27 protein-coding genes are annotated in these 23,835 nt (G+C 68.2%); 13 read left to right on the plus strand and 14 right to left on the minus strand.

What is annotated here, in order from left to right; all coding sequences use genetic code 11:
- Window positions 1-58 precede the first annotated feature (58 nt).
- Window positions 59-1,171: a hypothetical protein gene (locus ACYVN4_RS07100; RefSeq protein WP_460718483.1), complete on the minus strand. Its 1,113-nt coding sequence runs from the start codon at window positions 1,169-1,171 to the stop codon at window positions 59-61.
- Window positions 1,172-1,252: 81 nt separating this feature from the next.
- Window positions 1,253-2,491, minus strand: coding sequence for a serine hydrolase domain-containing protein (locus ACYVN4_RS07105; protein WP_460718484.1), 1,239 nt, complete (start codon window positions 2,489-2,491; stop codon window positions 1,253-1,255).
- A gap of 118 nt (window positions 2,492-2,609) precedes the next feature.
- On the opposite strand from ACYVN4_RS07105, the gene ACYVN4_RS07110 reads away from it, so the two are divergent.
- The 3 genes from ACYVN4_RS07110 to ACYVN4_RS07120 all read left to right on the plus strand — a co-directional run bounded on the left by ACYVN4_RS07110 (window position 2,610) and on the right by ACYVN4_RS07120 (window position 3,853).
- Window positions 2,610-3,158, plus strand: coding sequence for a YdeI/OmpD-associated family protein (locus tag ACYVN4_RS07110; RefSeq protein WP_460718485.1), 549 nt, complete (start codon window positions 2,610-2,612; stop codon window positions 3,156-3,158).
- Between the two features lie 150 nt (window positions 3,159-3,308).
- Window positions 3,309-3,560: a hypothetical protein gene (locus ACYVN4_RS07115; RefSeq protein ID WP_460718486.1), complete on the plus strand. Its 252-nt coding sequence runs from the start codon at window positions 3,309-3,311 to the stop codon at window positions 3,558-3,560.
- Window positions 3,557-3,853, plus strand: coding sequence for a hypothetical protein (locus ACYVN4_RS07120; protein ID WP_460718487.1), 297 nt, complete (start codon window positions 3,557-3,559; stop codon window positions 3,851-3,853). The genes ACYVN4_RS07115 and ACYVN4_RS07120 overlap by 4 nt, the downstream gene beginning before the upstream one ends.
- A 233-nt stretch (window positions 3,854-4,086) precedes the next feature.
- Here ACYVN4_RS07120 and ACYVN4_RS07125 read toward each other — a convergent pair whose 3' ends face one another.
- Complete coding sequence (locus ACYVN4_RS07125) at window positions 4,087-4,488, minus strand: winged helix-turn-helix transcriptional regulator (RefSeq protein WP_460718488.1); 402 nt, start codon at window positions 4,486-4,488, stop codon at window positions 4,087-4,089.
- 249 nt (window positions 4,489-4,737) lie between these two features.
- On the opposite strand from ACYVN4_RS07125, the gene ACYVN4_RS07130 reads away from it, so the two are divergent.
- On the plus strand, window positions 4,738-5,649 hold the full coding sequence (locus tag ACYVN4_RS07130; protein ID WP_460718489.1) for an NADP-dependent oxidoreductase: 912 nt from the start codon (window positions 4,738-4,740) through the stop codon (window positions 5,647-5,649).
- On the opposite strand, the gene ACYVN4_RS07135 is transcribed toward ACYVN4_RS07130, so the two are convergent.
- Entirely contained in the window at window positions 5,646-6,506 is an 861-nt protein-coding gene (locus ACYVN4_RS07135; RefSeq protein WP_460718490.1) for an AraC family transcriptional regulator, read from the minus strand. The two genes, ACYVN4_RS07130 and ACYVN4_RS07135, sit on opposite strands and share 4 nt — an antisense overlap.
- A 147-nt stretch (window positions 6,507-6,653) precedes the next feature.
- Between ACYVN4_RS07135 and ACYVN4_RS07140 the strand changes: the two genes are divergently transcribed.
- Entirely contained in the window at window positions 6,654-7,691 is a 1,038-nt protein-coding gene (locus ACYVN4_RS07140) for a saccharopine dehydrogenase family protein (protein ID WP_460718491.1), read from the plus strand.
- Here ACYVN4_RS07140 and ACYVN4_RS07145 read toward each other — a convergent pair.
- The 3 genes from ACYVN4_RS07145 to ACYVN4_RS07155 form a co-directional block, all read right to left on the minus strand.
- A complete protein-coding gene (locus ACYVN4_RS07145) occupies window positions 7,688-8,353 on the minus strand; it encodes a TetR/AcrR family transcriptional regulator (protein ID WP_460718492.1) in 666 nt (221 codons plus the stop codon). The genes ACYVN4_RS07140 and ACYVN4_RS07145 overlap by 4 nt on opposite strands.
- Window positions 8,337-9,482, minus strand: a complete 1,146-nt coding sequence (locus ACYVN4_RS07150) for an acyl-CoA dehydrogenase family protein (protein WP_460718493.1) — start codon at window positions 9,480-9,482, stop codon at window positions 8,337-8,339. The genes ACYVN4_RS07145 and ACYVN4_RS07150 overlap by 17 nt, the downstream gene beginning before the upstream one ends.
- A gap of 86 nt (window positions 9,483-9,568) precedes the next feature.
- Entirely contained in the window at window positions 9,569-10,255 is a 687-nt protein-coding gene (locus tag ACYVN4_RS07155) for a TetR/AcrR family transcriptional regulator (RefSeq protein WP_460718494.1), read from the minus strand.
- 147 nt (window positions 10,256-10,402) lie between these two features.
- On the opposite strand from ACYVN4_RS07155, the gene ACYVN4_RS07160 reads away from it, so the two are divergent.
- The 4 genes from ACYVN4_RS07160 (at window position 10,403) to ACYVN4_RS07175 (ending at window position 14,676) form a co-directional block, all read left to right on the plus strand.
- Window positions 10,403-10,618, plus strand: a complete 216-nt coding sequence (locus ACYVN4_RS07160; RefSeq protein WP_460718495.1) for a hypothetical protein — start codon at window positions 10,403-10,405, stop codon at window positions 10,616-10,618.
- Complete coding sequence (locus tag ACYVN4_RS07165) at window positions 10,615-12,147, plus strand: hypothetical protein (RefSeq protein WP_460718496.1); 1,533 nt, start codon at window positions 10,615-10,617, stop codon at window positions 12,145-12,147. Before ACYVN4_RS07160 ends, ACYVN4_RS07165 begins: the two co-directional genes overlap by 4 nt.
- Before the next feature lie 115 nt (window positions 12,148-12,262).
- On the plus strand, window positions 12,263-13,723 hold the full coding sequence (locus tag ACYVN4_RS07170) for an SDR family NAD(P)-dependent oxidoreductase (RefSeq protein ID WP_460718497.1): 1,461 nt from the start codon (window positions 12,263-12,265) through the stop codon (window positions 13,721-13,723).
- A 176-nt stretch (window positions 13,724-13,899) separates the two neighbouring features.
- Window positions 13,900-14,676, plus strand: a complete 777-nt coding sequence (locus ACYVN4_RS07175; RefSeq protein ID WP_460718498.1) for an O-methyltransferase — start codon at window positions 13,900-13,902, stop codon at window positions 14,674-14,676.
- 3 nt (window positions 14,677-14,679) lie between these two features.
- On the opposite strand, the gene ACYVN4_RS07180 is transcribed toward ACYVN4_RS07175, so the two are convergent.
- Both ACYVN4_RS07180 and ACYVN4_RS07185 read right to left on the minus strand, forming a co-directional pair.
- Window positions 14,680-15,963: an RNA polymerase sigma factor gene (locus ACYVN4_RS07180; protein WP_460718499.1), complete on the minus strand. Its 1,284-nt coding sequence runs from the start codon at window positions 15,961-15,963 to the stop codon at window positions 14,680-14,682.
- A gap of 3 nt (window positions 15,964-15,966) precedes the next feature.
- A complete protein-coding gene (locus ACYVN4_RS07185) occupies window positions 15,967-16,386 on the minus strand; it encodes a YciI family protein (protein ID WP_460718500.1) in 420 nt (139 codons plus the stop codon).
- A gap of 116 nt (window positions 16,387-16,502) precedes the next feature.
- Here ACYVN4_RS07185 and ACYVN4_RS07190 point away from each other — a divergent pair, with 116 nt between their 5' ends.
- On the plus strand, window positions 16,503-16,898 hold the full coding sequence (locus tag ACYVN4_RS07190) for a DUF2784 domain-containing protein (RefSeq protein WP_460718501.1): 396 nt from the start codon (window positions 16,503-16,505) through the stop codon (window positions 16,896-16,898).
- Here the strand turns inward: ACYVN4_RS07190 and ACYVN4_RS07195 are convergent.
- The 3 genes from ACYVN4_RS07195 to ACYVN4_RS07205 are packed head-to-tail and all read right to left on the minus strand — an operon-like array spanning window position 16,861 to window position 18,633.
- Window positions 16,861-17,613 (minus strand): hypothetical protein, encoded by a 753-nt coding sequence (locus tag ACYVN4_RS07195; RefSeq protein ID WP_460718502.1) that lies wholly within the window; start codon window positions 17,611-17,613, stop codon window positions 16,861-16,863. The genes ACYVN4_RS07190 and ACYVN4_RS07195 overlap by 38 nt on opposite strands.
- Window positions 17,610-18,437, minus strand: coding sequence for an ABC transporter ATP-binding protein (locus tag ACYVN4_RS07200; protein WP_460718503.1), 828 nt, complete (start codon window positions 18,435-18,437; stop codon window positions 17,610-17,612). Before ACYVN4_RS07200 ends, ACYVN4_RS07195 begins: the two co-directional genes overlap by 4 nt.
- On the minus strand, window positions 18,430-18,633 hold the full coding sequence (locus ACYVN4_RS07205) for a hypothetical protein (protein ID WP_460718504.1): 204 nt from the start codon (window positions 18,631-18,633) through the stop codon (window positions 18,430-18,432). The genes ACYVN4_RS07200 and ACYVN4_RS07205 overlap by 8 nt, the downstream gene beginning before the upstream one ends.
- Before the next feature lie 90 nt (window positions 18,634-18,723).
- On the opposite strand from ACYVN4_RS07205, the gene ACYVN4_RS07210 reads away from it, so the two are divergent.
- Together ACYVN4_RS07210 and ACYVN4_RS07215 are read left to right on the plus strand one after the other, a co-directional pair.
- A complete protein-coding gene (locus ACYVN4_RS07210; RefSeq protein WP_460718505.1) occupies window positions 18,724-19,284 on the plus strand; it encodes a helix-turn-helix domain-containing protein in 561 nt (186 codons plus the stop codon).
- Window positions 19,285-19,318: 34 nt separating this feature from the next.
- The gene (locus tag ACYVN4_RS07215) at window positions 19,319-20,095 is read left to right on the plus strand and encodes an O-methyltransferase (RefSeq protein ID WP_460718506.1); all 777 of its coding nucleotides are present in this window, start codon (window positions 19,319-19,321) and stop codon (window positions 20,093-20,095) included.
- Window positions 20,096-20,108: 13 nt separating this feature from the next.
- Here the strand turns inward: ACYVN4_RS07215 and ACYVN4_RS07220 are convergent, their stop codons facing one another.
- Window positions 20,109-21,470, minus strand: a complete 1,362-nt coding sequence (locus ACYVN4_RS07220; protein ID WP_460718507.1) for a cytochrome P450 — start codon at window positions 21,468-21,470, stop codon at window positions 20,109-20,111.
- Between the two features lie 61 nt (window positions 21,471-21,531).
- Entirely contained in the window at window positions 21,532-22,302 is a 771-nt protein-coding gene (locus ACYVN4_RS07225; protein ID WP_460718508.1) for a thioesterase II family protein, read from the minus strand.
- Window positions 22,303-22,367: 65 nt separating this feature from the next.
- On the opposite strand from ACYVN4_RS07225, the gene ACYVN4_RS07230 reads away from it, so the two are divergent.
- Window positions 22,368-23,738 carry a CoA transferase gene (locus tag ACYVN4_RS07230; protein ID WP_460718509.1) on the plus strand — a complete coding sequence of 457 codons (1,371 nt, stop codon included), beginning with the start codon at window positions 22,368-22,370 and terminating at the stop codon, window positions 23,736-23,738.
- Window positions 23,739-23,835: the final 97 nt, after the last annotated feature.

A 23,835-nucleotide genomic window follows, 5' to 3' on the forward strand; every position in this document is an offset into this window, starting at 1 on the left:
GCACCCGCCGCAGCGAGGCGTGGCGCGGGGCGTGTTGGGCCACGGCGTTGTGCCGCTTTCAGGACACGGCGAGGGGCGTGAGTCGCCGGGCGCGCTGAGGGTAGCGGGCCGAGGCTTTCGCCAGGGCGGTGGCAACGCGGTGATCCGAGGAGCGGTTGTCCAAGGCGAGGAAGGCGGCGTCGGTGGGGATTTGGGCGATCAGGCCCGCGACGAAGGCGATGTCTTTGCCGGTGCGGCCGGAGTCGAGCAGTGCGGTGAGGGAGGGCAGGCAGTCCGGTCCGGCCTGACAGAGCATGCTGTAGATCGGCTCTTTGCCCCAGTACAACGTCTGGACGGGGGCACCGCCGACCAGGTGGACGAGGCGATCGAGTTGGTCGGCGGTGGTCGCGGAAGCGACGAGCATGCGCAGGGGCGCGGCGCAGCCGGGGGTGGCGGCGTCCGGGTCGGAAAGGTCGGCGTCGAGCCAGTTCTGGCGTTCGGGGAGTAGATACGACGAGAGCAGGCGGGCGTGGATCGAGCCGTGGCGGCGCAGCGCCTCGACCCGGTCGGCCGCGGCGACGTAGGTGTCGTGGTCGGCGGTGGCGAGGTGGGCGCGCAGCCGGGTCAGGTCGCCGTCGTAGCTGTGCCACCACTCGTCGCCGCCGGGGCGGTACTCGAGCGCGTCGTACCAGTTCAGAGGGCTGTAGCGGGCATAGCGGTTCCATGGCGACCAGCCCGCGGGACGGCCCTCGGCGGGAAAGCGGCGCCACACCCGCAGCCTGCCCATCTCGGCGACCGCATCGACGGCGAACGACAATCCTTGTGTCGCAACCCATCCGTCGATGACGGTGTGGGTCAGGCCGGTGCGCAGGTGTTTGCCGTGGGCGACCGCGCTGCCGCAGCAGGCTTGTTCGTCGTCGCGCACGATCACCGCGACCGCTGCCGCGCCCAGCGGAGTGACCTCGGCGGCGTGCAGGTATTCCAGTCCCGCCCGGGCGAGTTCGGCCGTGCCCTCGCGTTCGGTGTTGGCGAGGATGCCCGCGAGGCTGTTTCGGTTGCGGTGCAGCACATCTGCCAGTCGCCCGGCCGCGTCGGGCGCGATATCGACGGGGCGAGCCGGTATGACGTCGCGGAAGGGTTCGGCCTTGGCCAGCCAGCGGGCCGGGACCTTCCAGGTGTTCTCATCGAGCATGCCCGCACGCTAGCGGCGGGCACCGACAGCCGAGCACCGCCGGGTGCTGACGAATGGTGTTGTCGCAGTATCGCTTCGGGGTCAGGCGGCCCCGGCGGTGCGTTGTTCGGCGATAGCGGCGGGGTGGCGGGCGGCGCGCAGGATGAGGTGCAGCAGGGGGACGGCGAAGGTTTGGTCGAGGGGGCTCCAGGCTAGGGACATGCGGTTGTGGACGAAGCCGACGGAGATGCCGGAGGCGGGGTCGGCCCAGCCGGTGGAGCCGAAGGCGCCCATGTGGCCGTAGCCGCGGGGGGCGCGGGCGGCGGGGAGGCTGTGGTAGCCCAAGTGCCAGAAGGGGACCAGGAGGCTGTGGTCGAGGCGGTAGGTGCGGATGCGTTCTAGTTCGCGGACGGTTTTGGCCGACAGGTAGGGGCGGCCGTCGAGGTAGCCGTCGCAGGCCAGGGCACTGTACATGCGGGCGAGAGCCTGTGCGGTGCACACGGCGTTGCCGGCGGGCAAGCAGGTGGCGAGGATGGCGGGGTCGTCGCCGCGGAAGATGGATTCCAGGCCAGGGACATACAGGGAGGCCAGGGGGTCGCGCACGAGGCGGGGCAGGCGCGGGACCAGGGTGGCGACGCCTGCCGGGATGCTGCGTTCGGCAAGGGTTTTCACCGAACCGACCAGGTCGGCGCCGACAGTGCGGGCGCCGACAGGTGGGCGGCCGAGGTGGATGCCGTCGACGCCGAGGGGTTCAGCGACCTCGCTGCGGTAGAGCTGTGCCATGTCGCGGCCGGTGATCGCGCGTGCGAGGCCGGTCATGAGCCAGCCGATGGTCAGTGCGTGGTAGATCGGTTTGCCCAGCAGGTGATCGGGTTTCGCGGCGGCGAGGCGGGCTTCCATGAGTTCGTGGTCGAGGACCTCCTCGGCGGTGGTGGCCGGGAGCGCGGACAGCCCGGCGCGGTGGCTGAGCAGTTCGGTGACGGTGATGCGGGCTTTGCCGCCCGCGGCGAATTCGGGCCAGTATTCGGCGACCGGGGCGGCGTAGTCGAGCATGCCGCGGTCGGCGAGGCGGTGCAGGACGGTGGCCGAGACACCCTTGGACGCGGAGTAGATCATCGCGCCGGTATCGGCGGTCCAGGGGGTGCCCTGCGCGTCGGAGGAACCGGCCCAGACATCGACGACGAGTTCGCCGTGCTGATAGACCGCCAGCGCGCCGCCGTTGCTGCGGCGGTTGGCGAAGACGCGGGCGAAAGTTCGTACGGCGGAGGCGAATCGGGGGTCGGCGGCGCCGCTCACCCCGGTGGGCAGTCCGGCGTCGGCGGCGGAGCTGGAGGTCGTCATCGATTCACGGTAGCGGTGGTAGGACACCGAAAACAAGGTGTGTCTGGGACAATTCTCGTACGGGGGATCGGTCATCCGGCCCACAGAATCTGTCGGTGGGGTCTGCGACAGTAGGACCATGGATCCGGTCCTCTTCGCCGACGCGGCCGCCTTCGACACCTGGCTCACCGCCAATCACACACTCCCCCAAGGGGTGTGGATCCTCATGGCCAAGAAGGGCTCGGGCATCCCGTCACTGACCGAGGACGAGGCGGTCGATGTGGGCCTGTGCTGGGGCTGGATCTCCGGTCAGCGCAAGAGCTTCGACACCGATCACTACCTGCAGAAGTACGTACCCCGCCGCCGCAGCAGCCACTGGTCGCAGGTCAACGTCGACAAGGTGGCGGCGCTGACCGCAGCCGGACGCATGCGCACGCCAGGACTCGCGGAAGTGGCCGCCGCCCAGGCCGACGGCCGCTGGGCGGCAGCCTATCCCCCGCAGTCGAGCTTCACCGCACCCCCGGACCTCGTCGACGCCCTCGCCGCCCGCCCCCACGCCCGCGCCGCCTACGACGCCCTCGACCGCACCCGCCAATACGCGATCGTCCTCGACCTCTACCGCGCAATCGCCCCGAAAACCCGCGCCTCGCGACTATCCAAGACCCTCGCAACCCTCGAATCCGCCTGAAACCGGCCGATTCCGGGTGACAGTGTGATGCTTGCCGTCCCGGGGCTGACGGCTAGTTCAGCCGCGCTGCCGGACGTCCAATCCTTGCGAACCCGGCGCATTTCGGCGATGTTCAGGCCTGCCGATCGGACTGTCGGTAGGATCGCGAGTATGACTCGACGGACCACGAAAGTTTCCCTATCCCTCGAGACCAGCGCCTGGGAGATCGCCGAAAGGGAAGCCGCGAAGGCAGGGTTGTCCCCTTCGGCCTGGGTCTCCAAGGCCTGCCGGGACAAGGCGATCCGGGACTTCCGGCCGACGAACACCCCGGTCGCCGACGCGGCCGCCGCTGAGACATATGAGGCCGAGCAAGCCGCAGCCGACGCGGCCGAGGCCGCCCGCCGCCACAGAGGAGCTGCGTGAGGCGAGGCGATGTTCACTACTACGGCCAACCAGGTGCAGCGCTGACGAAGATCGTGCTGCTGGCTTCCAATCAGGCGGTGCTCGATAGCGAGCGGGCCTGGTTCATGGGGTTGGACCTCCTCGATGAAGGCGACGGCGACCTGCTGACGGTCACGATCCCCGGGCATGGGTGGGTGAACACCGCCGCGACCCACCGGCTGTATCGGCACTGGGTGGGCGAACGGATCGGCAGCACCGACGAGGAGACGATGCACAACGTCGAGGAAGCGCTACGGGCGTCACTGGACCTGTGACGTCATCGCCACCGTGCACCCGGTTGCGCCTGCTGTCGCCTCGGTTCCGTTGCGCGTCCTCGATCTTGATCGACACGGGCATACCGGCCCGGTCGTCGAGAGCTGGCCACGGCACATTCCCGGTACACCGACGAGCCTGCAATGCGCCGATGTCGGGCGCATCCGACGTGTTGGCGACGCGACGAGATTCCTTGTCACGCAATGCGCTTCGGTGGCCATCCGCACGGCTGTGATCAGCTTTTGGTGGTGTCGAATTCGGCGCGGGCGGCGAGGACTTCGTCCATGTGGCCTTCGGCCCAGTGTTGGAGTTGGGAGACGACCAGGACGAGGCTTTCACCGAGAGGGGTGAGGGTGTAGTCGACGCGGACGGGGACCTGGGCGGTCATGCGGCGGGTGACGAGGCCGTCGCGTTCGAGGGTGCGCAGGGTTTGGGTGAGCATTTTGTTGCTGACCGAGGCGACGGTGGCACCGATTTCGCCGTAGCGCAGGGGGCCGGGGCGCAGGGCGGCCAGGATCAGGCAGACCCATTTGTCGCCGATGGTGTCGAGCATGTTGTGGGTTGGGCAGGCGGCGAGGAAGGCGTTGTAGTCGGTTTTGGCCTGTTCGCGGCGTTGGCTGGCGGTGGTGGTCGTCATGTCGCTCCCCTGTCGACGAATCGCTGCCCACTTACAGCCGACTCGCGGTGTGCCGCATTCCCGCTCACGGCAGCGGATTTCGGCCATGCCGACCACTCCAGGCGGTGAGCTGGGCACTTTCGGGTGCCTACTGGCCCTCTGCCGCGTGCCGGTCCTACCGTTGAGTCACGCCCCGCACCGATCCGATATCGAGCGGTGGCGTTCCACCGGTGGACCTTCCCTTTCTTCGCAATTCACAGGAGTATCGCCATGCGTGCTGTTGGTTTCTCCCGTTTCGGCGGGCCGGAGGTTCTCGAGGTGTTCGAGGTGCCCACGCCGGTCCCAGGTCCGGGTGAAGTGTTGGTGAAAGTCGCTGCGGCGCCGGTGAATCCGGTCGATATCGCGGCGCGGGCGGGCGCCTTCGCGGCCATGCTGCCCGAGCGGGCTCATTATGTGCCCGGTGTCGAATTCGCGGGCTGGATCGAGGATGTCGGCTCCCATGTCAGCCGCGCGGAGATCGGGCAGGCGGTGGTGGGGTTGTTGCCGTGGCTGTCCACCTTCGACGGCAGTTACGCCGACTATGTGGTCGTCGATGCCGAACTGGTGGCCGTCGCGCCGACGGGTGTGGAGTTGAGTGCGGCGGCGACGTTGCCGCTCAACGCGATCACCGCCGATCTGGCGGTGGCGGCCGCGCCCGGGCAGCGGGTGCTGGTCACGGGCGCGGCCGGTGGGGTCGGCGGGTACGCGGTGCAGTTGGCGGCCGCCCGGGGCGCGACGGTGATCGCGGTGGCAGGGGCCGATGACGAGCAGTTGGTGCGGTCGCTGGGTGCCAGCGAGTTCGCCGCGCGGGGTGAGGATCTGGTGGCCCGGCTGGGCGCGGGCAGTGTCGATGCGGTCATCGACGCGGCACTGCTCGGAGCGACGATCCTGCCGCTGGTGCGCGACGGCGGTGCGTTCGTCGCCCTACTGCCCCCGGTCGCGCCGCCCGCCGAGCGCGGAATCACCGTCAGCACCGTGCAGCAGTCCCCCGACGGCCGCCGGCTGGCCGAACTGGTGGATATGGTCGAGGCGGGCACGCTGAGTCTGCGCGTGGCTCAAACCTATTCCCTCGATCAGGCCGCCGATGCGCATGCCCGTTTCGAGAAGGGCGGGCTGCGCGGCCGCTTGGTGCTGCTGCCCTAGGCAGCCTCGCCACGATGGCGGAACTGTCCGGGTGCCACCCCGAATTCGCGTTTGAACGCCTTGGCGAACGCGAATTCGGAGGTGTACCCGGATTTTTCGGCGACCACCCGCAACAGCACATCGGATTCGCGGAGCAGTCGGGCGGCGCTGGTCATGCGCCACCAGGTCAGGTAGTTGAGCGGGCCGGTGCCCACGGTGGCGGTGAAGCGTTGCGCGAACACCGAGCGGGACAATCCCGCCCGGGCGGCAAGGGTTTGCACGGTCCACGCGGTGGCTGGTTCGGCGTGCATGGCCTGCAAGGCGGCATGTACTGCCGGATCGTTGAGTGCTGCAACCCATCCGCGGTCGCTGGGATGCGCCTCGTACCAGGCGCGCACCATGAACAGCAGCAGCACTTCCAGCAGCGGCGCGATCGCCCCGGAACCGTCGCGGGTGTCGAGTTCGTGGCCGAGCAGATCGATCGCGGCGCGCAGCGGACTGTGCTGGCCGACGCGGGCGGGCAAATGGATGACATCGGGCAACTCGGCCAGCGCGGGGTGCGGGCGCGAGTCGTCGAGTTGGTAGGCGCCACACAGCAACACGGTCTCGGTCCCGGATTCACCGCCGCTCGCCCCGCCCGGACCGTCGGCGATGGCGTGTCCGCGGCTGCGCGGCATGAACGCCACGTCACCGACCTGCAGATGGACGGGGTCACCGCCGTCGGGCAGCAGCCAGCACGACCCCTGCAGCACCACATGGAATCCCGCGCTGTTGCCCGCCGCCGGGAAGTAGGTCTGCCAGGGCGCGTGCTTGATCGTGCGGTTGGAATGCGGTGTACCCAGCCGCATCGCGGCGACGGCGTCGCTGAGAATGTCCACGTTGTCACCGTACCGGCGCCGCGACCATGTCCGGACGATCGGATATCAGGACCGGAGTAACGAGCATGGATCGTCCGGACGCCCGCTCATAGCGTGGTCTGCGAGCCGATTCCCGGCTCGACAGTCCGACTCGATGGAGTTGTCCCCATGCGTATTGCCGTCCACGGTGCGAGTGGTTTCACCGGTTCGCTCATCGTCGCCGAACTGCTCCGCCGCGAGCTGACCCCGGTGCTCGTCGGCCGTGACCCGCAGCGGTTGCGGCGCATCGCCGAGCAGTCCGGAATTCCCGACGCCGAGATCCGGGTGGCTGCACTCGATGACATCGATGCACTCGCTGCCGCGTTCGCCGACTGCGACGCGATCATCAATGCCGCCGGACCGTTCACCCTGTGGGGTGAGCCGGTGGTGCAGGCCGCGATCGCCGCGCGCCGCCCCTACATCGACACCACCGGCGAACCGTCCTACCTGCAGAAGATCTTGGAAACCTACGACGAGCCCGCGAAACAGGCTGGGATCGCGGTCGTTCCGGCCGTCACCGACGACGGCGTGCCCGGTGATCTGATCGCCGCGCTCACCGCCGCCCGCCTGGATGCTCCGATCGCGCAGATCCGGCTGGCCGATCTGCGCCGCCCCGGCGCGGCTTCGCGCGGCACGGCCCGCTCGATGGCCGCGATCGTGGTCCTCGACCAGATCGAATACCGCGACCGCGCCTGGCAACCGGTCACTGCGTCCGCCACCACGCTGACCGAACCGGGAGAGACCGAACCGGTCGCGGTGACCGCCCTGACGCTGCCCGGCGTCTACACCATCCCCCGCCACCTCGACACCCCGCACGTGCAGGGGTTGATCCGCACCGAGATGGGTGAGATCTTCGCCGGCCTCAGTGGTGAAGTGGCCGAAACGATCCCGGAGATCCCGGACCCGGACGTGCTGGCGACCTCGCGCTGGTTGGTGCTGGCCGAGGCCACCGCGGTCGACGGCCGGCGTGCCCGCGGTTGGGTCACCGGCCTCGACCCCTACGGTGCGACCGCCGTCATTGCCGTGGAGGCGGCGCGGCGGCTGGCCGCCGATGGTGCGCCCGCCGGAACGCTGGCTCCGGCACAGGCTTTCGAGGCGGCGAGCTTCCTCGACCAGCTCACCGTCTCCGGGATCAAGTGGCAGGTCGAGGAGCTCGACGGCAGCTAGTTGCCCGCGTCGACCTTCGGGAAGGTGTCCACGACCAGGGTGAGCAGGGCGTCCGCGAGCAGGTGGTGCACCTGTTCGCGGGTCAGGCTGCCGCGCACGATCCACTCGCGCCCGGCGGCCTTGACCAGTCCGCCGTAACAGCGCACCAGCGCCCGCAATTCGCCCGAGTGCAGTGAATCCGACAGGCCCATCATCGCGACCATGCGATCAGCCGCGGCGTAATCGGCCTCATCGAGGATGCGTTGCACCTCCGGGTCGTCGCCAACGCCTTCGTGACCGGTGACCTTGACCCAAGTGCTGCCGTGCTCGCTGATGGTGTCCAGCAGCCACGCCACACTCGCGTCGACCCGGTCACGGGTGGATCCGGCGGGCACAGCCATCTTCTCCGGGCGCGGCAGTGTCACCATGCGGCGCACCACCGCCAGATACAGATCGCGCTTGTTGCCGAAGTAGTGGTTGATCAGCCCGCGGGCCACGCCGGCGCGCTGCGCGAGCTCCGCGGTGGAGACAGCGGCGTAGGGACGTTCGCCGAACATGTCGATGGCGCAGGACAGGATCTGCGCGCGGCGTTCGTCGGGTTCGAGCCGACGGCGACGCGACGGTGCGTCCGAGGCGTCCTCGGACGCGGTCGGCTCGATGTCGGTGTCAGAGTGAGCGGGCAATGAGATCCTTCATCACCTCGTTGGCTCCCGCGAGGATTCGCAGGACCCGAGCGCCGGTGTACAGCTGGGAAATCGGGTATTCGGTCATGTATCCGTAGCCGCCGAAGAACTGCAGGCAGCGATCCACCACATTACCGAGTTGATCGGTCAACCAGTATTTCGACATGGCCGCGGTGGGAATGTCGAGCTCACCGCGCAGATGCTTGCTGATGCAGTCATCCAGGAACACGCGCCCGACCTTGGCGATCGTCGCGCACTCCGCCAGTTCGAACCGCGTGTTCTGCATGGCGAACAACGGCTTGCCGAAAGCCTCACGGCCCTTGGTGTAGTCGATGGTCAGCTCGACGGCCTTCTCGGTCATCGCGACCGCGAGAATCGCGGTGACCAGGCGTTCCTGGGCGAGCATCTGCATCATCTGATAGAAGCCCTGACCCTCCGCGCCACCGAGGAGGTTCGAGGCGGGCACGCGCAGGCCGTCGAAGAACAGCTCGGCGGTGTCCTGACCCTTGCCACCGATCTTGGACAGGATGCGGCCGCGGGTGAAGCCCGGCGTGTCATCGCCGACCTCGGCGAAGATCAGCGAGACACCGGAGGCGCCCTGGGTGGGGTCGGTCTTGGCGGCGATGATGATGCCGTCGCACAGCCAGCCGTTGGAGATGAAGATCTTCGAGCCGGTGATGACGTACTCGTCGCCCTCGCGCACCGCGCGGGTCTTGATGTTCTGCAGATCCGAGCCGGTGCCCGGTTCGGTCATGCCGATCGACAGCACCATCTCACCGCTGGCCGCTTTCGGCAGCACGCGCGCCTTGAGCTCTTCGGAGCCGAAATGGTGAATGTAGGGCGCGATGATCGAGGAGTGCACCGACATCCCCAGCGCACCGTCGCCGCAGTGGGTCTGGGCTTCGATGATGGCCGCCTCGTGCGCGAAAGTGCCACCGCCACCACCGTATTCGGTGGGGATGGACGCGCACAGCAGGCCGAGTTCGCCGGCGCGGTTGTAGAGCGCACGGTCGGGATGGCCCTGGGCGATGAACTTCTCCTCGTGCGGGATCACCTCCTTCTCGAAGAAGGTGGTGGCCAGTCCTCGTACCGCCTCGACCTCGTCGTCGCTCCATGCGGGGCGTGCCATGGTGTGATCCTTCGCTTGCCTTCAGGGTGCGCGTCAGCGCCTCGCCCCTCAGCGTGCACGGCTATTGGCGTGGTGTCAACAAAGCGTCAACGGTCGGTGGAACGCGACTGATTCACCTCGGCGAAAGTGGTGAAGATCGGCGTGTCCGCCTCCGCGGCAATGCCCTGACGGCGCAGAAAGCCATCGATCAGACCCCACGCCAGCTCGGTGGCCTGCGTGACGAACTCTTCGGTCTGCTCACTCGTCGGGGTGGCCGAATCCCCCAGCCACAGATCCGTCATCGACACCACCGCCCCCACCAGCGCCCGCGACAGATAATCCAGGCCCGCCGTTTCCAGCGGCACCGCCTCGGCGACCGAGCGCGCCAGCTTCTCCAAGCGCCGCGCCGCATCCCGGCCCAGATCGAACTGCAGCACACCCGATTCCGACTGCTGCAGCAGCGGAGCCTGCCCGAGATACCGGAAGACGTTGGGGTGCTCCAGGATTCCGTTGGCATACTCGGAAAACACCCGCCGCAACGCCGGACGCGGCGGCTGCAGCATCAACGTCATATCCGCGCCCGCCGCCGAAAACGCCCGCCGCGACATGCGCGCCGCGATCTCGGTGAACAGATCACCCTTGTCCGCGAACTGCCGATACAACCGCGGCTTGGTGATCTGCGCCTCGCGCGCAATGTCATCCATGCTCGGACGCGGACCGGCCCGATCGATCACCCGGATCGCCGCGTCCACGATGTCCTCCCGGGTCACCGTTCCGGCGCTGCTACGAACCACGGCCGAAGCATACACGTACCGCCAGTACGCCCGATCCCCGGTGATACACCCCACAACACCGCCCACCAGCCTGATCTTGCATACCAGCCAACCGTACTGCCAGTATCGATCACCGTACCGGCAGTACGCACAACCGGAAAGCAGCCGATGTCAGACGCAGCACGCACACTCAGCGACACCCTGCGGGCACCCCTGCCCGACGCCTTCGACCAGCTCACCGACACCGACCTGGCCGACCTCGACCGCCACCTGCAGGCCGCCATCACCCGCCGCCGCGACAACCTCGACACCGCCATCGGCAACTCCCTCGACATCGTTCCGCGCCTCATGCGCCCGGCCGTCAAGAAAGCACTGGGACTATGAGCGAACACCTCGCCGCCGTCGCCGAGACCACCAAACTCGCACGCGTACTGGGCATCACCGACCCCACCGAACTCGACTACCTCGTCGACCTGCCACCCGCCGCCATCCGCGCCTACCGCGAACGCGTCACCGACCTGCTCTTCGACCGCGACACCAAACGCATGAAGGGCATCGCACAGGCCAGCAAGATCGTGCCCGTCGCCATCAGCTCCAAAATGGCCGAACGCGCCTTCGGACCCGTCCTGTGCGCCGCCGTCGCCAGCGCCGTCGAACCCACCCGCGCCGTCGACATCGCCAAAAACCTCTCACCGACATTCCTCGCCGAATGCGCCGTGCAACTCGACCCGCGCCGCACCGCCGCCATCATCGCCGCCGTACCCCCGAAAATGGTCACCGACGTTGCACGCGAACTACTTTCACGCGGCGACCACATCACCATGGGCCGCTTCGTGCACGTCGTCCCCGAACCCGCCCTGCGCGCCGCCGCACCCGTCATGAGCGACCCCGACCTGCTACGCATCGGCTTCCTGCTCGAAGACAAAACCGCCATCGACAACGTCCTGCACATCGTCGCCGACCGCGTCGCCGGCGTCATCCGAGCCGCCCACGAACAAAACATGTGGGCCGAAGGCATCGACCTGCTCGACTCCATCGCACCCCACAACCGCGCCTGGATCGGCGACATCACCGCCGGACTCGGCGACGCCGTCCTCGACTCCCTCATCACCGCCGTCGCCGAACTCGACGCCTGGGCCACCCTGCTGCCCATCACCAGCGCCATGAGCCCCGACAGCCTGCGCCTGTTCGCCCAACGCCCCACCGTCCACGACGAGACGACACTCGCCGCCATCATGGACGCCGCCCTCGACGGCGGCCAATGGGTCAACCTGCTGCCCTTGGCTTCCCACCTCCCCGCGGCCCAGCTCACCTTCATCGCCGCCCGCGTCGGCGACCAGGACGACGACCGGCTCACCGACCTCATCCGCGCAGCCCACACCGCGCAACTCTGGGCCGCCATGATCCCCGTCGCCCTCGCCCTCACCGACGACAACCGCCGCCGCTTCGCCGGACTCCCGGTCATGACCGACACCGACGTCCTCACCGCCGTCATCCAAGCCACCGCCGACCACGACCTCTGGTCCCAAGCCCTCCCGCTCGTCGACGCCCTCCCCGACACCACCAAACCCCTGCTCGCCTCCCTCCTCGGCGACCTCACCCGCGAGCAACTCCACACCGCCGTCCTCACCGCCTCCCGCAGCGAGAACATCCACACCCTCGTCGCCATCGCCCTCGCCCAGGACCCCGCCGGCCGCGCCCGCGTCCTGGAAATCCTCGACACCATGGACGACCTCGAAGAATTCCTCTCCGCCCTCACCCCCGACACCCCGGACGCGGTGTGGCAGGCCCTCATTCAGGTCCGCGACGAGATCCCCGCACACCTGCTCACCCTCCTCGCCGAACGCGCGCGCGAACTCGGCCGCGACACCGACGCCGCCGACCTCGAGCCTGTGACCGCGGCAACTCGATAGCAGGTCCACAGTCGACGAAGCGCTCAGGGACTTCACCCCTGAAATCCCTGAGCGCGGCGGAATGGGAGAATGGCTCGGTCATTTGCCCCCGCACGAAGGATCGACACTCTCTCTGATGGCCGACCAGACGACCACGGCACTACCGACCGACGCACCGGCCATCGACCCCGACGAGCTGGCCACGTGCCTGCGCGTACTCGAAATCGCGGGGCAGCTGGACAAGGAGCACCCGGATTCGGTTGCCGTGCAGCGGGCCGTGGGGCACATGTTCAAGAAGTTCAAGCAGAACAAGCGGATCGCCGCCCGGGACGCGGTCGCGACGGCCGACAAGGAAGTGGTCGCCGCCACCGCTACCGGCTCGCCCAACCGGATCGACGACGAGACCGCCGGGATTCTGATCAGCTCGCCCACCAGTGGCGCCAGCGCTGGAACGCTGCTGAAGGCGCGGCCTTGCTACATATGCAAACAGCGCTATACACGCGTGGATGCCTTCTACCACCAACTCTGCCCCGAATGCGCGGCCAAGAGCCATGCCAAGCGAGACGCCGGCACAGATCTCAACGGACGCCGCGCACTGCTCACCGGCGGCCGCGCCAAGATCGGCATGTACATCGCGCTGCGGCTGCTGCGTGACGGCGCGCACCTCACCATCACCACCCGCTTCCCCAACGACGCCATCCGCCGCTTCACCGCCCAACCCGACAGCGCCGACTGGCTGCACCGGCTGCGCGTCGTCGGCATCGACCTGCGCGACCCCGCCCAGGTGGTCGCACTCGCCGATGATGTTGCGGCACAAGGCCCGCTCGACATCCTGATCAACAATGCCGCGCAGACCGTGCGACGCAGCGTCGGCGCCTACAGCGCCCTCGTCGAAGCCGAGAACGGGCCGCTGCCCGCGGGCGAACTGCCCGACGTGATCACCTTCGGCAAGACCATGCAGGCCCACCCGACCGCGCTGACCGCCTCACTCACCCCGGGCCTCACCGCCGCCGACATCACCGACCTGGCCCTGGTCGCCGGATCGGCCACCCCCGAACGCATTTCGCAGGGCGTCGCCATCGACGCGGGCGGCCTGGTCCCCGACCTCGCCCACACCAACAGCTGGGTGCAGGCCGTCGGCGAAGTCGACGCCACCGAACTCCTCGAAGTGCAGCTGTGCAACTCGGTCGCGCCGTTCATCCTCATCTCGCGCCTGCGCCCGGCCATGGCGGCCGCGACCGCCGACCGCAAGTACGTCGTCAACGTCTCCGCCATGGAGGGCGTCTTCGCCCGCGGCTACAAGGGCCCCGGCCATCCGCACACCAATATGGCCAAGGCCGCGCTGAACATGTTGACCCGCACCAGCGCTCGCGAAATGTTCGAGACCGACCGCATCCTCATGACCGCCGTCGACACCGGCTGGATCACCGACGAGCGCCCGCACTACACCAAGATCCGACTGGCCGAGGAAGGCTTCCACGCCCCCTTGGACCTCGTCGACGGTGCGGCCCGAGTGTACGACCCGATCGTGCGCGGCGAGGCCGGCGAGGATCTGTTCGGCTGCTTCCTCAAGGACTACGAACCCTCCAACTGGTAACCACCCCCGGACGAACCAGGCCCCTCTCCTCTAGGCAGCTTTTGAGGCGAGGGGCGCTGAAGGTGACTTTGCCCGAAAAAGGTGATTCATGTTTAGATGCGCATATTTCCGTAACGATATGTTTGTTTCTCCGGTTACCACTGCTTCCGCCACTGAGCAGGGCCATAATCGAGCCCATGGCTGGTAGGTCCATCGTCGGGACGCTGCGGGATCGGATGCCGTTCCTGCGATGGTCGGTGCTCCGATTCATGCTGGGCGGGCCCACTTTCGTGCGAACCGGGCAGGTGGGCGACGGCAGAGAGCGTGCGGCCAGGGATTATGTGCTGGCCCACTCCCCCACCGGCGATCCGGACGCCGTGCTGGCGGCATTCGACGACTTCGCCCGCAATCACAGCCTGCTGGTGAACATCGGGGACGAGAAGGGCTTGATTCTCGATGCGGCACTGCGCAAGTACGCGCCGCGGCAACTGCTCGAGCTCGGCGGTTACTGCGGCTACAGCGCGATCCGCACTGCACGACTGATCGGCGAGGACGCCCGCCTGGTGTCGGTCGAGATGAGTGCCGACAATGCCGAGATCGCCCGGACATTGATTGAGCATGCCGGGCTGGCCGAGCGGGTGAGCGTGGTCGTCGGCACCATCGGGGACGGCGGACAGACCGTCAAGACCTTGGCCGCCGAGCACAGATTCGGTCCCGGCACACTCGATTTCATCTTCATCGATCACGAGAAGAGCGCCTACCTGCCGGATCTGAGGACCATTCTGGACGCGGGCTGGCTGCATCAGGGCAGCGTCGTGGTCGCCGACAATGTCGCCATCCCCGGTGCACCGGATTATCGCCGCTACATGCAGGAGTCCGAGGGCACCCGCTGGCGCACCACCGAGCATCACACCCACACCGAATATCAGTCGCTGCTCAAGGATCTAGTGTTGGAATCGGAATACCTGGGCTGACCGTCAGCGAGCGAGATCCGCGCGCTTGCCTTCCAGCACACCACGTTCGCGCACGTTGCCACACAGTGCGATGGCCTGGTCGAATTCGGCGCCCGCCTCCTCGGTGCGTCCCAGGCGCGCGAGCAGTTCAGCGCGGACGCTCGGCAGTAGATGCGAATTCGGCATGGCCGCAGCACCCTTCAGCTCATCGACGAGGGCGAGCCCGGCCGCCGGGCCTTGGGCCATCGACACCGCCACGGCGCGATTGAGCTCGACGACCGGTGACGGCGAGAGCCGCCCGAGCGCTTCATAGAGCACCACGATCCGATCCCAGTCGGTGGTGTCGACGGAGGCCGCGACCGCATGACACTCCGCGATCGCCGCTTGCAATCCGTACGCCCCGAGCCCTCGCCCGACCCGCGCCGCCGTGTCCAGTGCGGCTCTGCCGCGGCGAATTGCCGCGCGGTCCCAGCGCATTCGGTTCTGGTGTTCGAGCAGGACCGGCTGCCCGTTGGCGTCCGTGCGGGCGGGAAAGCGGGCCGAGGTCAGTTCGAGCAGGGCCAGCAGACCGTGCACCTCGGGCTCGTCCGGCACCAGACGAGCAAGTACCCGTGCGAGTCGCTGGGCCTCGGCGGCGAGGTCGAGGCGGATCAAGTGCTGCCCCGAAGACGCCGACGAGCCTTCGGTGAAGATGACGTAGATGACGTTGAGCACCGCGCTCAGCCGTGCGCCGCGCTCGTCGACCGGTGGTATCGCGAACGGAACCTGCGCGGCCGCAAGGGTCTTCTTGGCGCGAGTAATCCGCGCCTGCACGGTGGCGGTCGGTTCCAGGAATGCCTTGGCGATCTCGTCGCTGGTCAGACCGCCGACTACGCGCAATGTCAACGCCACCTGCGCCGACCGCGACAGCACGGGATGGCAGGCCACGAACATGAGCGCGAGCACATCGTCGTCGATCTGATCCGGATCCCAGAGTGGTTCCGTACCTGCGGCTTCCGTCGGCGGCGCACCCGTGGCCGCCGTGCCCTCCCCCAGTCCGTGGGCGAGGGCACGGTAGCGGTCGTCCCGGACGGCCCGGCGGCGGAAGGCGTCGATGGCCCGCCGCCGCCCGACCGTGAGCAGCCACCCCGCCGGATTGTGTGGCACGCCTTCGCGCGGCCAGGCCACCAGCGCCTCGGCCAGGGCCTCCTGCGCCAGGTCCTCGGCCAGTCCGAAGTCGCCGGTGTACCGCGCCAACGCGCCGACGATGCGCGCGGATTCGATGCGCCACACCGCGGCCACGGCGTCACGTCCGGTGGGGTCGGCCATGGCTCAGAGCTGTCCGGTGGCCTCGCGCCAAGCGCGTTCCTTCTGAATCCACTCGTTGTCCTGCGGGAATTCGTCGATGGTGGTGACGCGCCGGATCTCGGTCTTGAAGCCCGGCCCGAACGACGGTGCGCGCCTGGCCCATTCGACGGCCTCCTCCTTGGAGGCGACATTCAGGATGTAGAAGCCGCCGAAGAGCTCCTTGGTCTCGCCATAGGGTCCGTCGGTGACCAGCGGCGGTTCGGCCGTGAAGTCGATGACCACACCGTCTTCCGCACTGTCGAGCCCCTCGGCCGCGAGCAGCACGCCCGCGCGGATCAACTCGTCGTTGTAGCGGCCCACCGATTCGAGCACCTTCTCGAAATCCGCCTCGGCCATGGACGCATTGCCTTCGTCGCTGGCGCGCCAGATCAGCATGTACTTCATGGGGGTCCTCCTGTTCACGGGTCGCGGTCCGACCCTTTCACATCAAGGTCGAACGGCCCGAACACAGATCGACACGGCCGCCGAAAAAGTTTGAAACAGCGGCCTATCCTGGGCTCATGGGCTTCCGGCTGCTGGCCGACGCGACCGCGATCGTGCATTTCGTGTTCGTGGCCTACGTCGTGGTCGGCGGTTTCGTCGCCTGGCGCTGGCCCCGCACCATCTGGTTGCACCTGGCCGCGTTCGGGTGGGGTTTCAGCACGGTGTTGTTCAAGTTCGAGTGCCCGCTGACGGATCTGGAGAACTGGGCCCGGCACCGCGCGGGCCAGGCGGGCCTGCCGTCTAGCGGGTTCATAGATCACTACATAACAGGGGTGCTCTACCCCCGCAGCGCGCTGGAGGAAGTGCGGGTGCTGGTGGTGATCTGTGTGGTCGTGTCCTGGGTGGGGCTGTATCTCATCACGAAGCGTCGCGCGGCTACGCGGCTGCTCGAATCGCCCGAATCGGCGAGGTGAGGGCCACGGCCAACGCCAGACCGATCGCCACCAGCAGGGGCAGAAGAGATTTCGCCGCGTCCGCCACCGGGAATCCAGCTGCCGCAATGGTGGGTTGCAGTGCGGTGGTCGGCAGGTACGGCTGCACCGCGGGCACGGTCGAGAGCAGCAGGCAGCATACGTAGATCCCGGCGGTGATCGCGGCCGCGATGCCCGCCGCACCGATCCGGGCCGCCAGCGCCGCCGCGAAGACCGCGAACAGCACCACCGCGACGGCTTGCACGGCAAGCGAACCCAGCGCCGGAGCGAGCGGATACGAGCCGAACAGCGCCCAGCACTCGTACAGCGCGACCACGGCACCGATCACCGCCGCTGCCGCGATCACGCTCGCGGCGACCAGGATTCGCGGCAGGTAGAGCCGCATCGGCGAGACCTCCCGGCTGAGGTAGTAGATCCCGATCGGCTCGGTGCCGCGCACCGCGCACGCCTGCGCGGCCAGGATCATGGCGACGGCAGCGACCAGCAGTCCGGTGTTCTTCACGTACTGCTGCAGCCCGTCTCGCCAGTCGGGGACCCGCAGCAGCTTGATATCGGCCGACTGCCCGATCAAGTCCGGCAGATACTTCGCACCGAGCAGCGAGACGAACCCGAACAGCACGAAGGCCGCCACCAGCGCGATCAGCCGCCGAGTGCGCAGCCACCGATACCACTCGACACGAAACACCATGTGGTTCACGGCCGCTCCCCTATCGCTGCGAAGAACGCGTCCGTGAGCGTGGGCCGCGTGATCCGGATGTCCTCGATGTCGCCGCTGTGCGCGGATGCCTCGGCCAGCGCCGAGCCCCACCCCGGCGGTTCGGCTTCGATGACCCGGCCCCCGGCCAGGGCGATCCGCAGCGCACGCTCGGTGGTGTGCTCGGCCAGGAAACCGGTTGTTGCCCCGGCGAACACGGCGCGCCCGCGATGCAGGACCAGCAGCCGATCGGCGAGGTCCTCGACATCGGCGAGCAGGTGACTCGAGAACACGACCGTCATCCGCTCCCCCAGCTCCCGGATGAGTGCGAGCACGGCGGCCCGCCCTTCGGGGTCCAGGGCGCTGGTGGGTTCGTCCAGGATCAGCACCTCCGGCTCGCGGACCAGGGCCGCCGCGATCCCCAAGCGCTGCAACATGCCTCGGGAGAAGCCGCCCGCCCGGCGGTGCGCATGCCGTTCCAGATCGACCGCGGCCAGCGCGGCATCGACCGACCAGTTGCCGGGGCCGCGGGCCGGGCCGATCGCCCGGGACTGCTCGAGTACCTCCCGCGCGGAGAGCCACGGCTCGAAACCCGGTGTGTCCGGGCAATATCCGATCGCCGCCAGCCCGATCGGCACCCGGACCTCGCCCGCGCCGACGGCCTGCAATCCCAGGACTGTCCGAATGAGCGTGGTCTTGCCCGCCCCGTTGAGCCCGATCAATCCGATCACGCCGCGGCCGTCGACGGTCCAGTCGACCCCGTCCAACGCCAGGAAATCACCGAACCGCACCGAAACGCCGGTGACCAGCAGGGACGGCTCACTCACGGACGACGCCGGTGTCGCGGCCGATCACCAGGTAGATGATCCCGCCCAGCGGAATGCTGATCAGGCACAGGATCGCCCACGCCCACTTCGGTAGGTACTTCACCCGCGTTCGGGACAGGTCGTACCAGCAGAACCCGACGAACCCGACTGCCACCACGACCAGCGGCACCAGCGCGGCGACCGGAATGTTCGACACCTGCGTTCCTCTCCGACGAACGACCCAGCGATTGTTATCACTATTGTGAACATTACCAAGGATGAAAGTAAAGATGCTACGGTCGACACCGTGGATTCCGTCGAACTGCTGCTGCACCCGGTCCGATTGCGGATCGTGCAGGCCTTCCTCGGCGATCGGACCCTGACCACGAACGAACTCAGGACCGAGCTCGGCGATGTCCCTCCGGGCAGCCTCTACCGCCATGTCGCCCGGCTCGTCGACGCCCAGGTGCTCGAGGTGGTCACCGAGCGCCGCGTGCGCGGCACCGTCGAACGCACCTACCGGCTGCGCCCCGCCGCCACCTACGTGGACCCCGACGCGCTCGCCCAGGCAAGCACCGAGGAGCAGCATCGCGCCTTCATGGCCTTCGTCGCCGGACTCGTGGGCGACTTCGACCGCTACCTCGGCCGCGACGACATCGACTACGTCCGTGACGGTGTCGGCTACCGCATGTTCGGGCTCTGGCTCAGCGATGCCGAATTCGCCGAATTCGCCGCCGATCTGGGCCGGGTGGTGGCCGCCCGGATGGCGAACGCGCCCGCGCCGGACCGCACCCGGCGACTGTTGCGCACCGTCGTGCTACCGGACGAACCGGCTCCCGGAAGCGGAACCTGTTCCAGTTCGGCATAATCGCGTAGCTGTCTACGTGAGCAAAGGGGTATTCATGGCTGGCACATCGATCGGGGCGGTCCTGCGCAAGCGGGTGGTGTATCCGGTCCGCACCGCCATCAGCACCGTGCGGGGGCTCGGAAACTTCACGCGCACCGGTCAATTCGGTGACGGCCGGGAGGCCGCGGTGCGCGATCACGTGGTCGCCACCGCCGCAGCGGGCAATCCGGAGAGCGTGCTGAAGGCGATCGACACGTTCGCCCGCACCCGCAGCAATCTGGTGAACGTGGGCGACGAGAAGGGGCTGCTGCTGGATGCCGCGGTCCGGCGCGCGAATCCGACGCTACTGCTGGAGCTGGGCACCTACATCGGCTACAGCGCGGTCCGCACCGCGCACACCATGCCGGAGGGCGCGCGGCTGATCTCGGTCGAGTTCAGCGCCGCCAATGCCGAAGTCGCGCGCGACATCATTGCGCACGCCGGGCTGGCGGATCGGGTGACGGTGGTCGTCGGCACCATCGGCGACGGTGGCGAGACCGTGCAGCGGCTCGGCGAGGAGCACGGAATCACCGAGGGTTCGGTCGATTTCGTGTTCGTCGACCACGACAAGTCGGCGTATCTGGCCGACCTGAAGACGATCCTCGAGGCGGGCTGGCTGCACCCGGGCACGCTCGTGGTCGCCGACAATATGCGCATCCCGGGCGCGCCGGACTATCTGCAATACATGCGCGAGGCCGAGGGCACGACCTGGCGTACCGTCGAGCACGACACCCACATCGAGTACCAGTCCCTGCTCAAGGACCGGGTACTCGAATCGGAATACCTGGGCTGAGAACCCAATCGGGTCAGCGACGCCGCAGCGTGACGGGCAGATCGTCCTTGGGCAGCGGCGTCGCACTCATATCGAGGGGCATGACGTAGTCCTGCGGGACCTCCCACTCGTAGCCGCGCAGCAACTGGTGCACGATCGTCTTGATCTCGAGTCCCGCGAAGTGCTGGCCGATGCACTTGTGCGCGCCCGCCCCGAACGGGGCCCAGCTCACCCGATGTGCCTTGTGCTCGGCACGTTCGTCGGAGAACCGCTCCGGATCGAATTCCTCGGGGTGCGACCACATGTCAGGGCGGCGGTGGTTGACGCTGATCGGCACGACCACGAACGAACCTTTGGGCACGAAGTACCCGCACACCTCGGTGTCCTCCTGCACCGCGCGCGGGAAGATCTGCACCGGCGTACACAGCCGGGTGGTCTCCTTGATGATCCAGTCGAGTTCGGTCAGCTCGGCCAGCTCGTCGTAGCCGAGTTCGAACGGCATTTCCAGCGAGCGCTCCCTGGCGCGCTTCTGCCACTCCGGGTACTTGGCCAGGTTGTAGACGACACCGGAGAGCGTGGTCGTGGTGGTGTCGTGTGCGGCGGCCAGCAGGAAGATCATGTGGTTGACGATGTCCTCGTCGGTGAACCGATCCCCATCCTCGCCGGCGGCCTGGCACAGCATGGAAAGCAGGTCGGTGCCCGGCTTTTCGCGCGCGGCCACGATGCGCTCGGCCAGGAACGCCGCCATGGTCTTGCGGGCACGCATGCCCCGCCACCAGCGATTGCCGGGGACGGCCACACGCACCATCGCGCCACCGGCCTGCAGGATGTCCATGGTCGCCCCGCAGATGCGCTCGGCCTCCGCGCGCGGCAGTCGCGCGCCCATGAACACCTCCAGCACGATGTCGAGCGTCAGGCGTTGCAGGTGCTGATGCATGAGCACCGGATTGCCCTCTGCCACACTGCCTTCGGGCAGGGTCCGCAGATGCCGGTCGGCGATCTCGTGCATACCCTTCAGATACGACACCAGCGCCGCGCGCCCGAACGCCTGCTGCATGATCGAGCGGTGGCTGCGATGCTCCTCGAAATCCAGCCGCACCAGGCCACGATCGAAGAACGGCCCCTGCAACGGCGTCCAGGCCGGACCGTTGGCGAAGACCCGCTCCTTGTTCATCAGGATGCGCGCCGCCGCGTCGGGTCCGCCCGCGATGATCCACTTGTCGCCGAACATGTTCAGCACGTACAGCGGCCCGTAGGTGGCCTCGTCCGCGAGCGCGGCCCCGGTCGGATCGCGCCGCTGGCGCAGCAGCTGGCTGATCCAGTTCGTCGCGGGCCCGCTGATCCGCTTCAGCTCACTGCCGGGCGGCGGTGCGGCGACGAATTGTGTTCTGGGCATCGAAGACCCCTCCTGCAACTAGAACGCGTTGCAGGAAGCTACCCGTCCGCGGGTGCGCGTCTCAACTCGAGCGCAGGGTGCGCGTGATCAAATCCGCTAGGGCGGGCTGGTTTTCGGGCAGGTCCAGATAGAAGTGGCCGCCCGCGAAGGTGGCCTGATCGAACCCGCCGGTGGTGTAGTCGCGCCACTGGGCCGCCTGCTCGGCGGTGGTGGTCGGATCGGCGGAGCTGACCAGCGCGGTGATCGGGGTGCTCAGCGGTGTACCCGGCTGGTGCCGATAGGTTTCCACGGCCCGGTAGTCGTTGCGCACGGCGGGCAGCACCAGTTCGGCCAGGCCCGGCTCCTCGCGCAGGATGCGCACCGACGCGGGATCATTCGACAGCCGTTCCAGGTCGGCGATGAGGTCGGTGTCGGGACCGGCATGCAGTCGCGCGGTCTCCGCGAAAGCCGGTGCGGGACGGCCGGACACGAACAGGTGCGCGACCTCGCGGCCACCGGCCTCCACCCGCCGGGCCGCCTCGTAGGCGACCGTCGCGCCCATGCTGTGCCCGAAGATGGCCAGCCGCACGCTCTTCGGCCAGGTCAGCAGGTCGGCGGCGGCCCGCTCGGCCAGTTCGGTGAGCACCGGCACCGGCGCATCGGCCAGCCGGTCCTGGCGACCCGGGTACTGGACGCCGAATACCGCGGTGCCCGAGCCGAATCGCTGGGCCAAGGCACGGTAGGCGGTCACCGAGCCGCCGCCGGGCGGGAAACACACCAGCACGGTGGCGGGGGCGGGATCGGGTCGCAGAGCGCGCAACCAGGGCGTCGCGGTCAGTTCGGTGACGGTCATTCGATCGAGTATGCCGTGAGAATTGCCACGGAGGTCGCGCGCGGTGGCAGCGATACAGTCGGATGATGGCTACCCCCGACGACCTGGTCCGCGCCTATCAGACCGGGATCGGCATCGACGGCACACCGCCGCCATCCCCCGAGCCGGGCGCGAATCTGGCTGCGACACTGCCCGTCTGGGCGCTGGCCGGAGGCGCGGTGACCGCGTTTGCCATGGCCGCGGACCGCTGGCGGGTCAACTGCGACCTGGAGCCGCTCGGCGGGACCGTCGATCCCGTGCGGGTGACCGCGGCCTTCTCCAGCGAGCGACTGTTCCTGCTCGACGGTGCACGGCCGCAAGGCTTCGCAGAATTGTCGGGATTCTTCAGGGCTGCGGACGCATGGGTGCGTACGCACGCCAACTACCCGCACCATCGGGCCCGGCTGCTCACCGCGGTCGACTTGCCCGCCGACGCGAGCCGTGACGACTTCACGCGCCGCGTCGCCACTCTCACCGCCACGGACATCGAAACCGGCGCGCACACGCACGGGGCCATCGCCGTGCGGGTGCGCGACGAAACGGAATGGGCCGACAGCCCGCAGGGCAAGGCAGCGGCGGCAGGCCCGCTGGTCGACCTGGAGACGCGTACCGATCGGGCCACGGTCGAATCACCCACTGCCGCAACGCGGCTGCAGCCGCTGCGGGGACTCCGGGTGCTGGATCTGACGCGGGTGATCGCCGGGCCGGTGGCGACCCGGGCATTGGCCCTGCTCGGAGCCGATGTGCTGCGGATAGACCCGCCGCAGCTGCCCGAAATCGAGTGGCAGTTCCTGGACACCTGTCAGGGGAAGCGGTCCACTGTAGTCGATTTGCGTACCGGTCTTCCCGTTTTTCGCGAATTGATCAGCAATGCAGACATAATCATCTCCGGTTACCGACCGGGCAGATTGGAACACCTCGGAGTGCGCCCCGCACAATTGCGGCCGGGAATTGTGCAGGGCCGAGTTTCGGCATGGGGCGAAACCGGACCATGGGGTCATCGGCGCGGTTTCGACAGCATCGTGCAGGCCGCATCGGGAATTTCGCTCATCGAAGGCACACCCGATAATTCACACGGTGAACCACTCGTGGGCGCGCTGCCCGCCCAGGCCCTCGACCATGCCAGCGGCTACCTGCTCGCCGCCGGGGTGCTGGACGCACTGTGCGCCCGGCATACCGACGGTCACGGCCGCGATGTCCGAGTCGCCCTCGCCCGCAAGGCATCCTGGCTGATCACGGCGCCGGGGCGGACACCGGTTCACGCCGCACCCGCTGCGGTCGATCCGGATGCCGCCCGCATTCACGGCGCGGTGACGTCCGCGGCACCGGCCCTGACCGCGTACGCGGACTACCCGTGGCCCGCGCCGGAGTACGGTTCGGCGGCCCCCAACTGGGCAGTCCTACCGGTCGGTTCGTAGCGTTTGCGTTTGTATACAACGCGCTGCACGTACACCCGCAAGTGCATCCGCAAATAAAGCGAATTCGCCTTGCAATTCACGTCTTTCGACACACCGA

It is taken from the genome of Nocardia heshunensis, assembly GCF_054782115.1.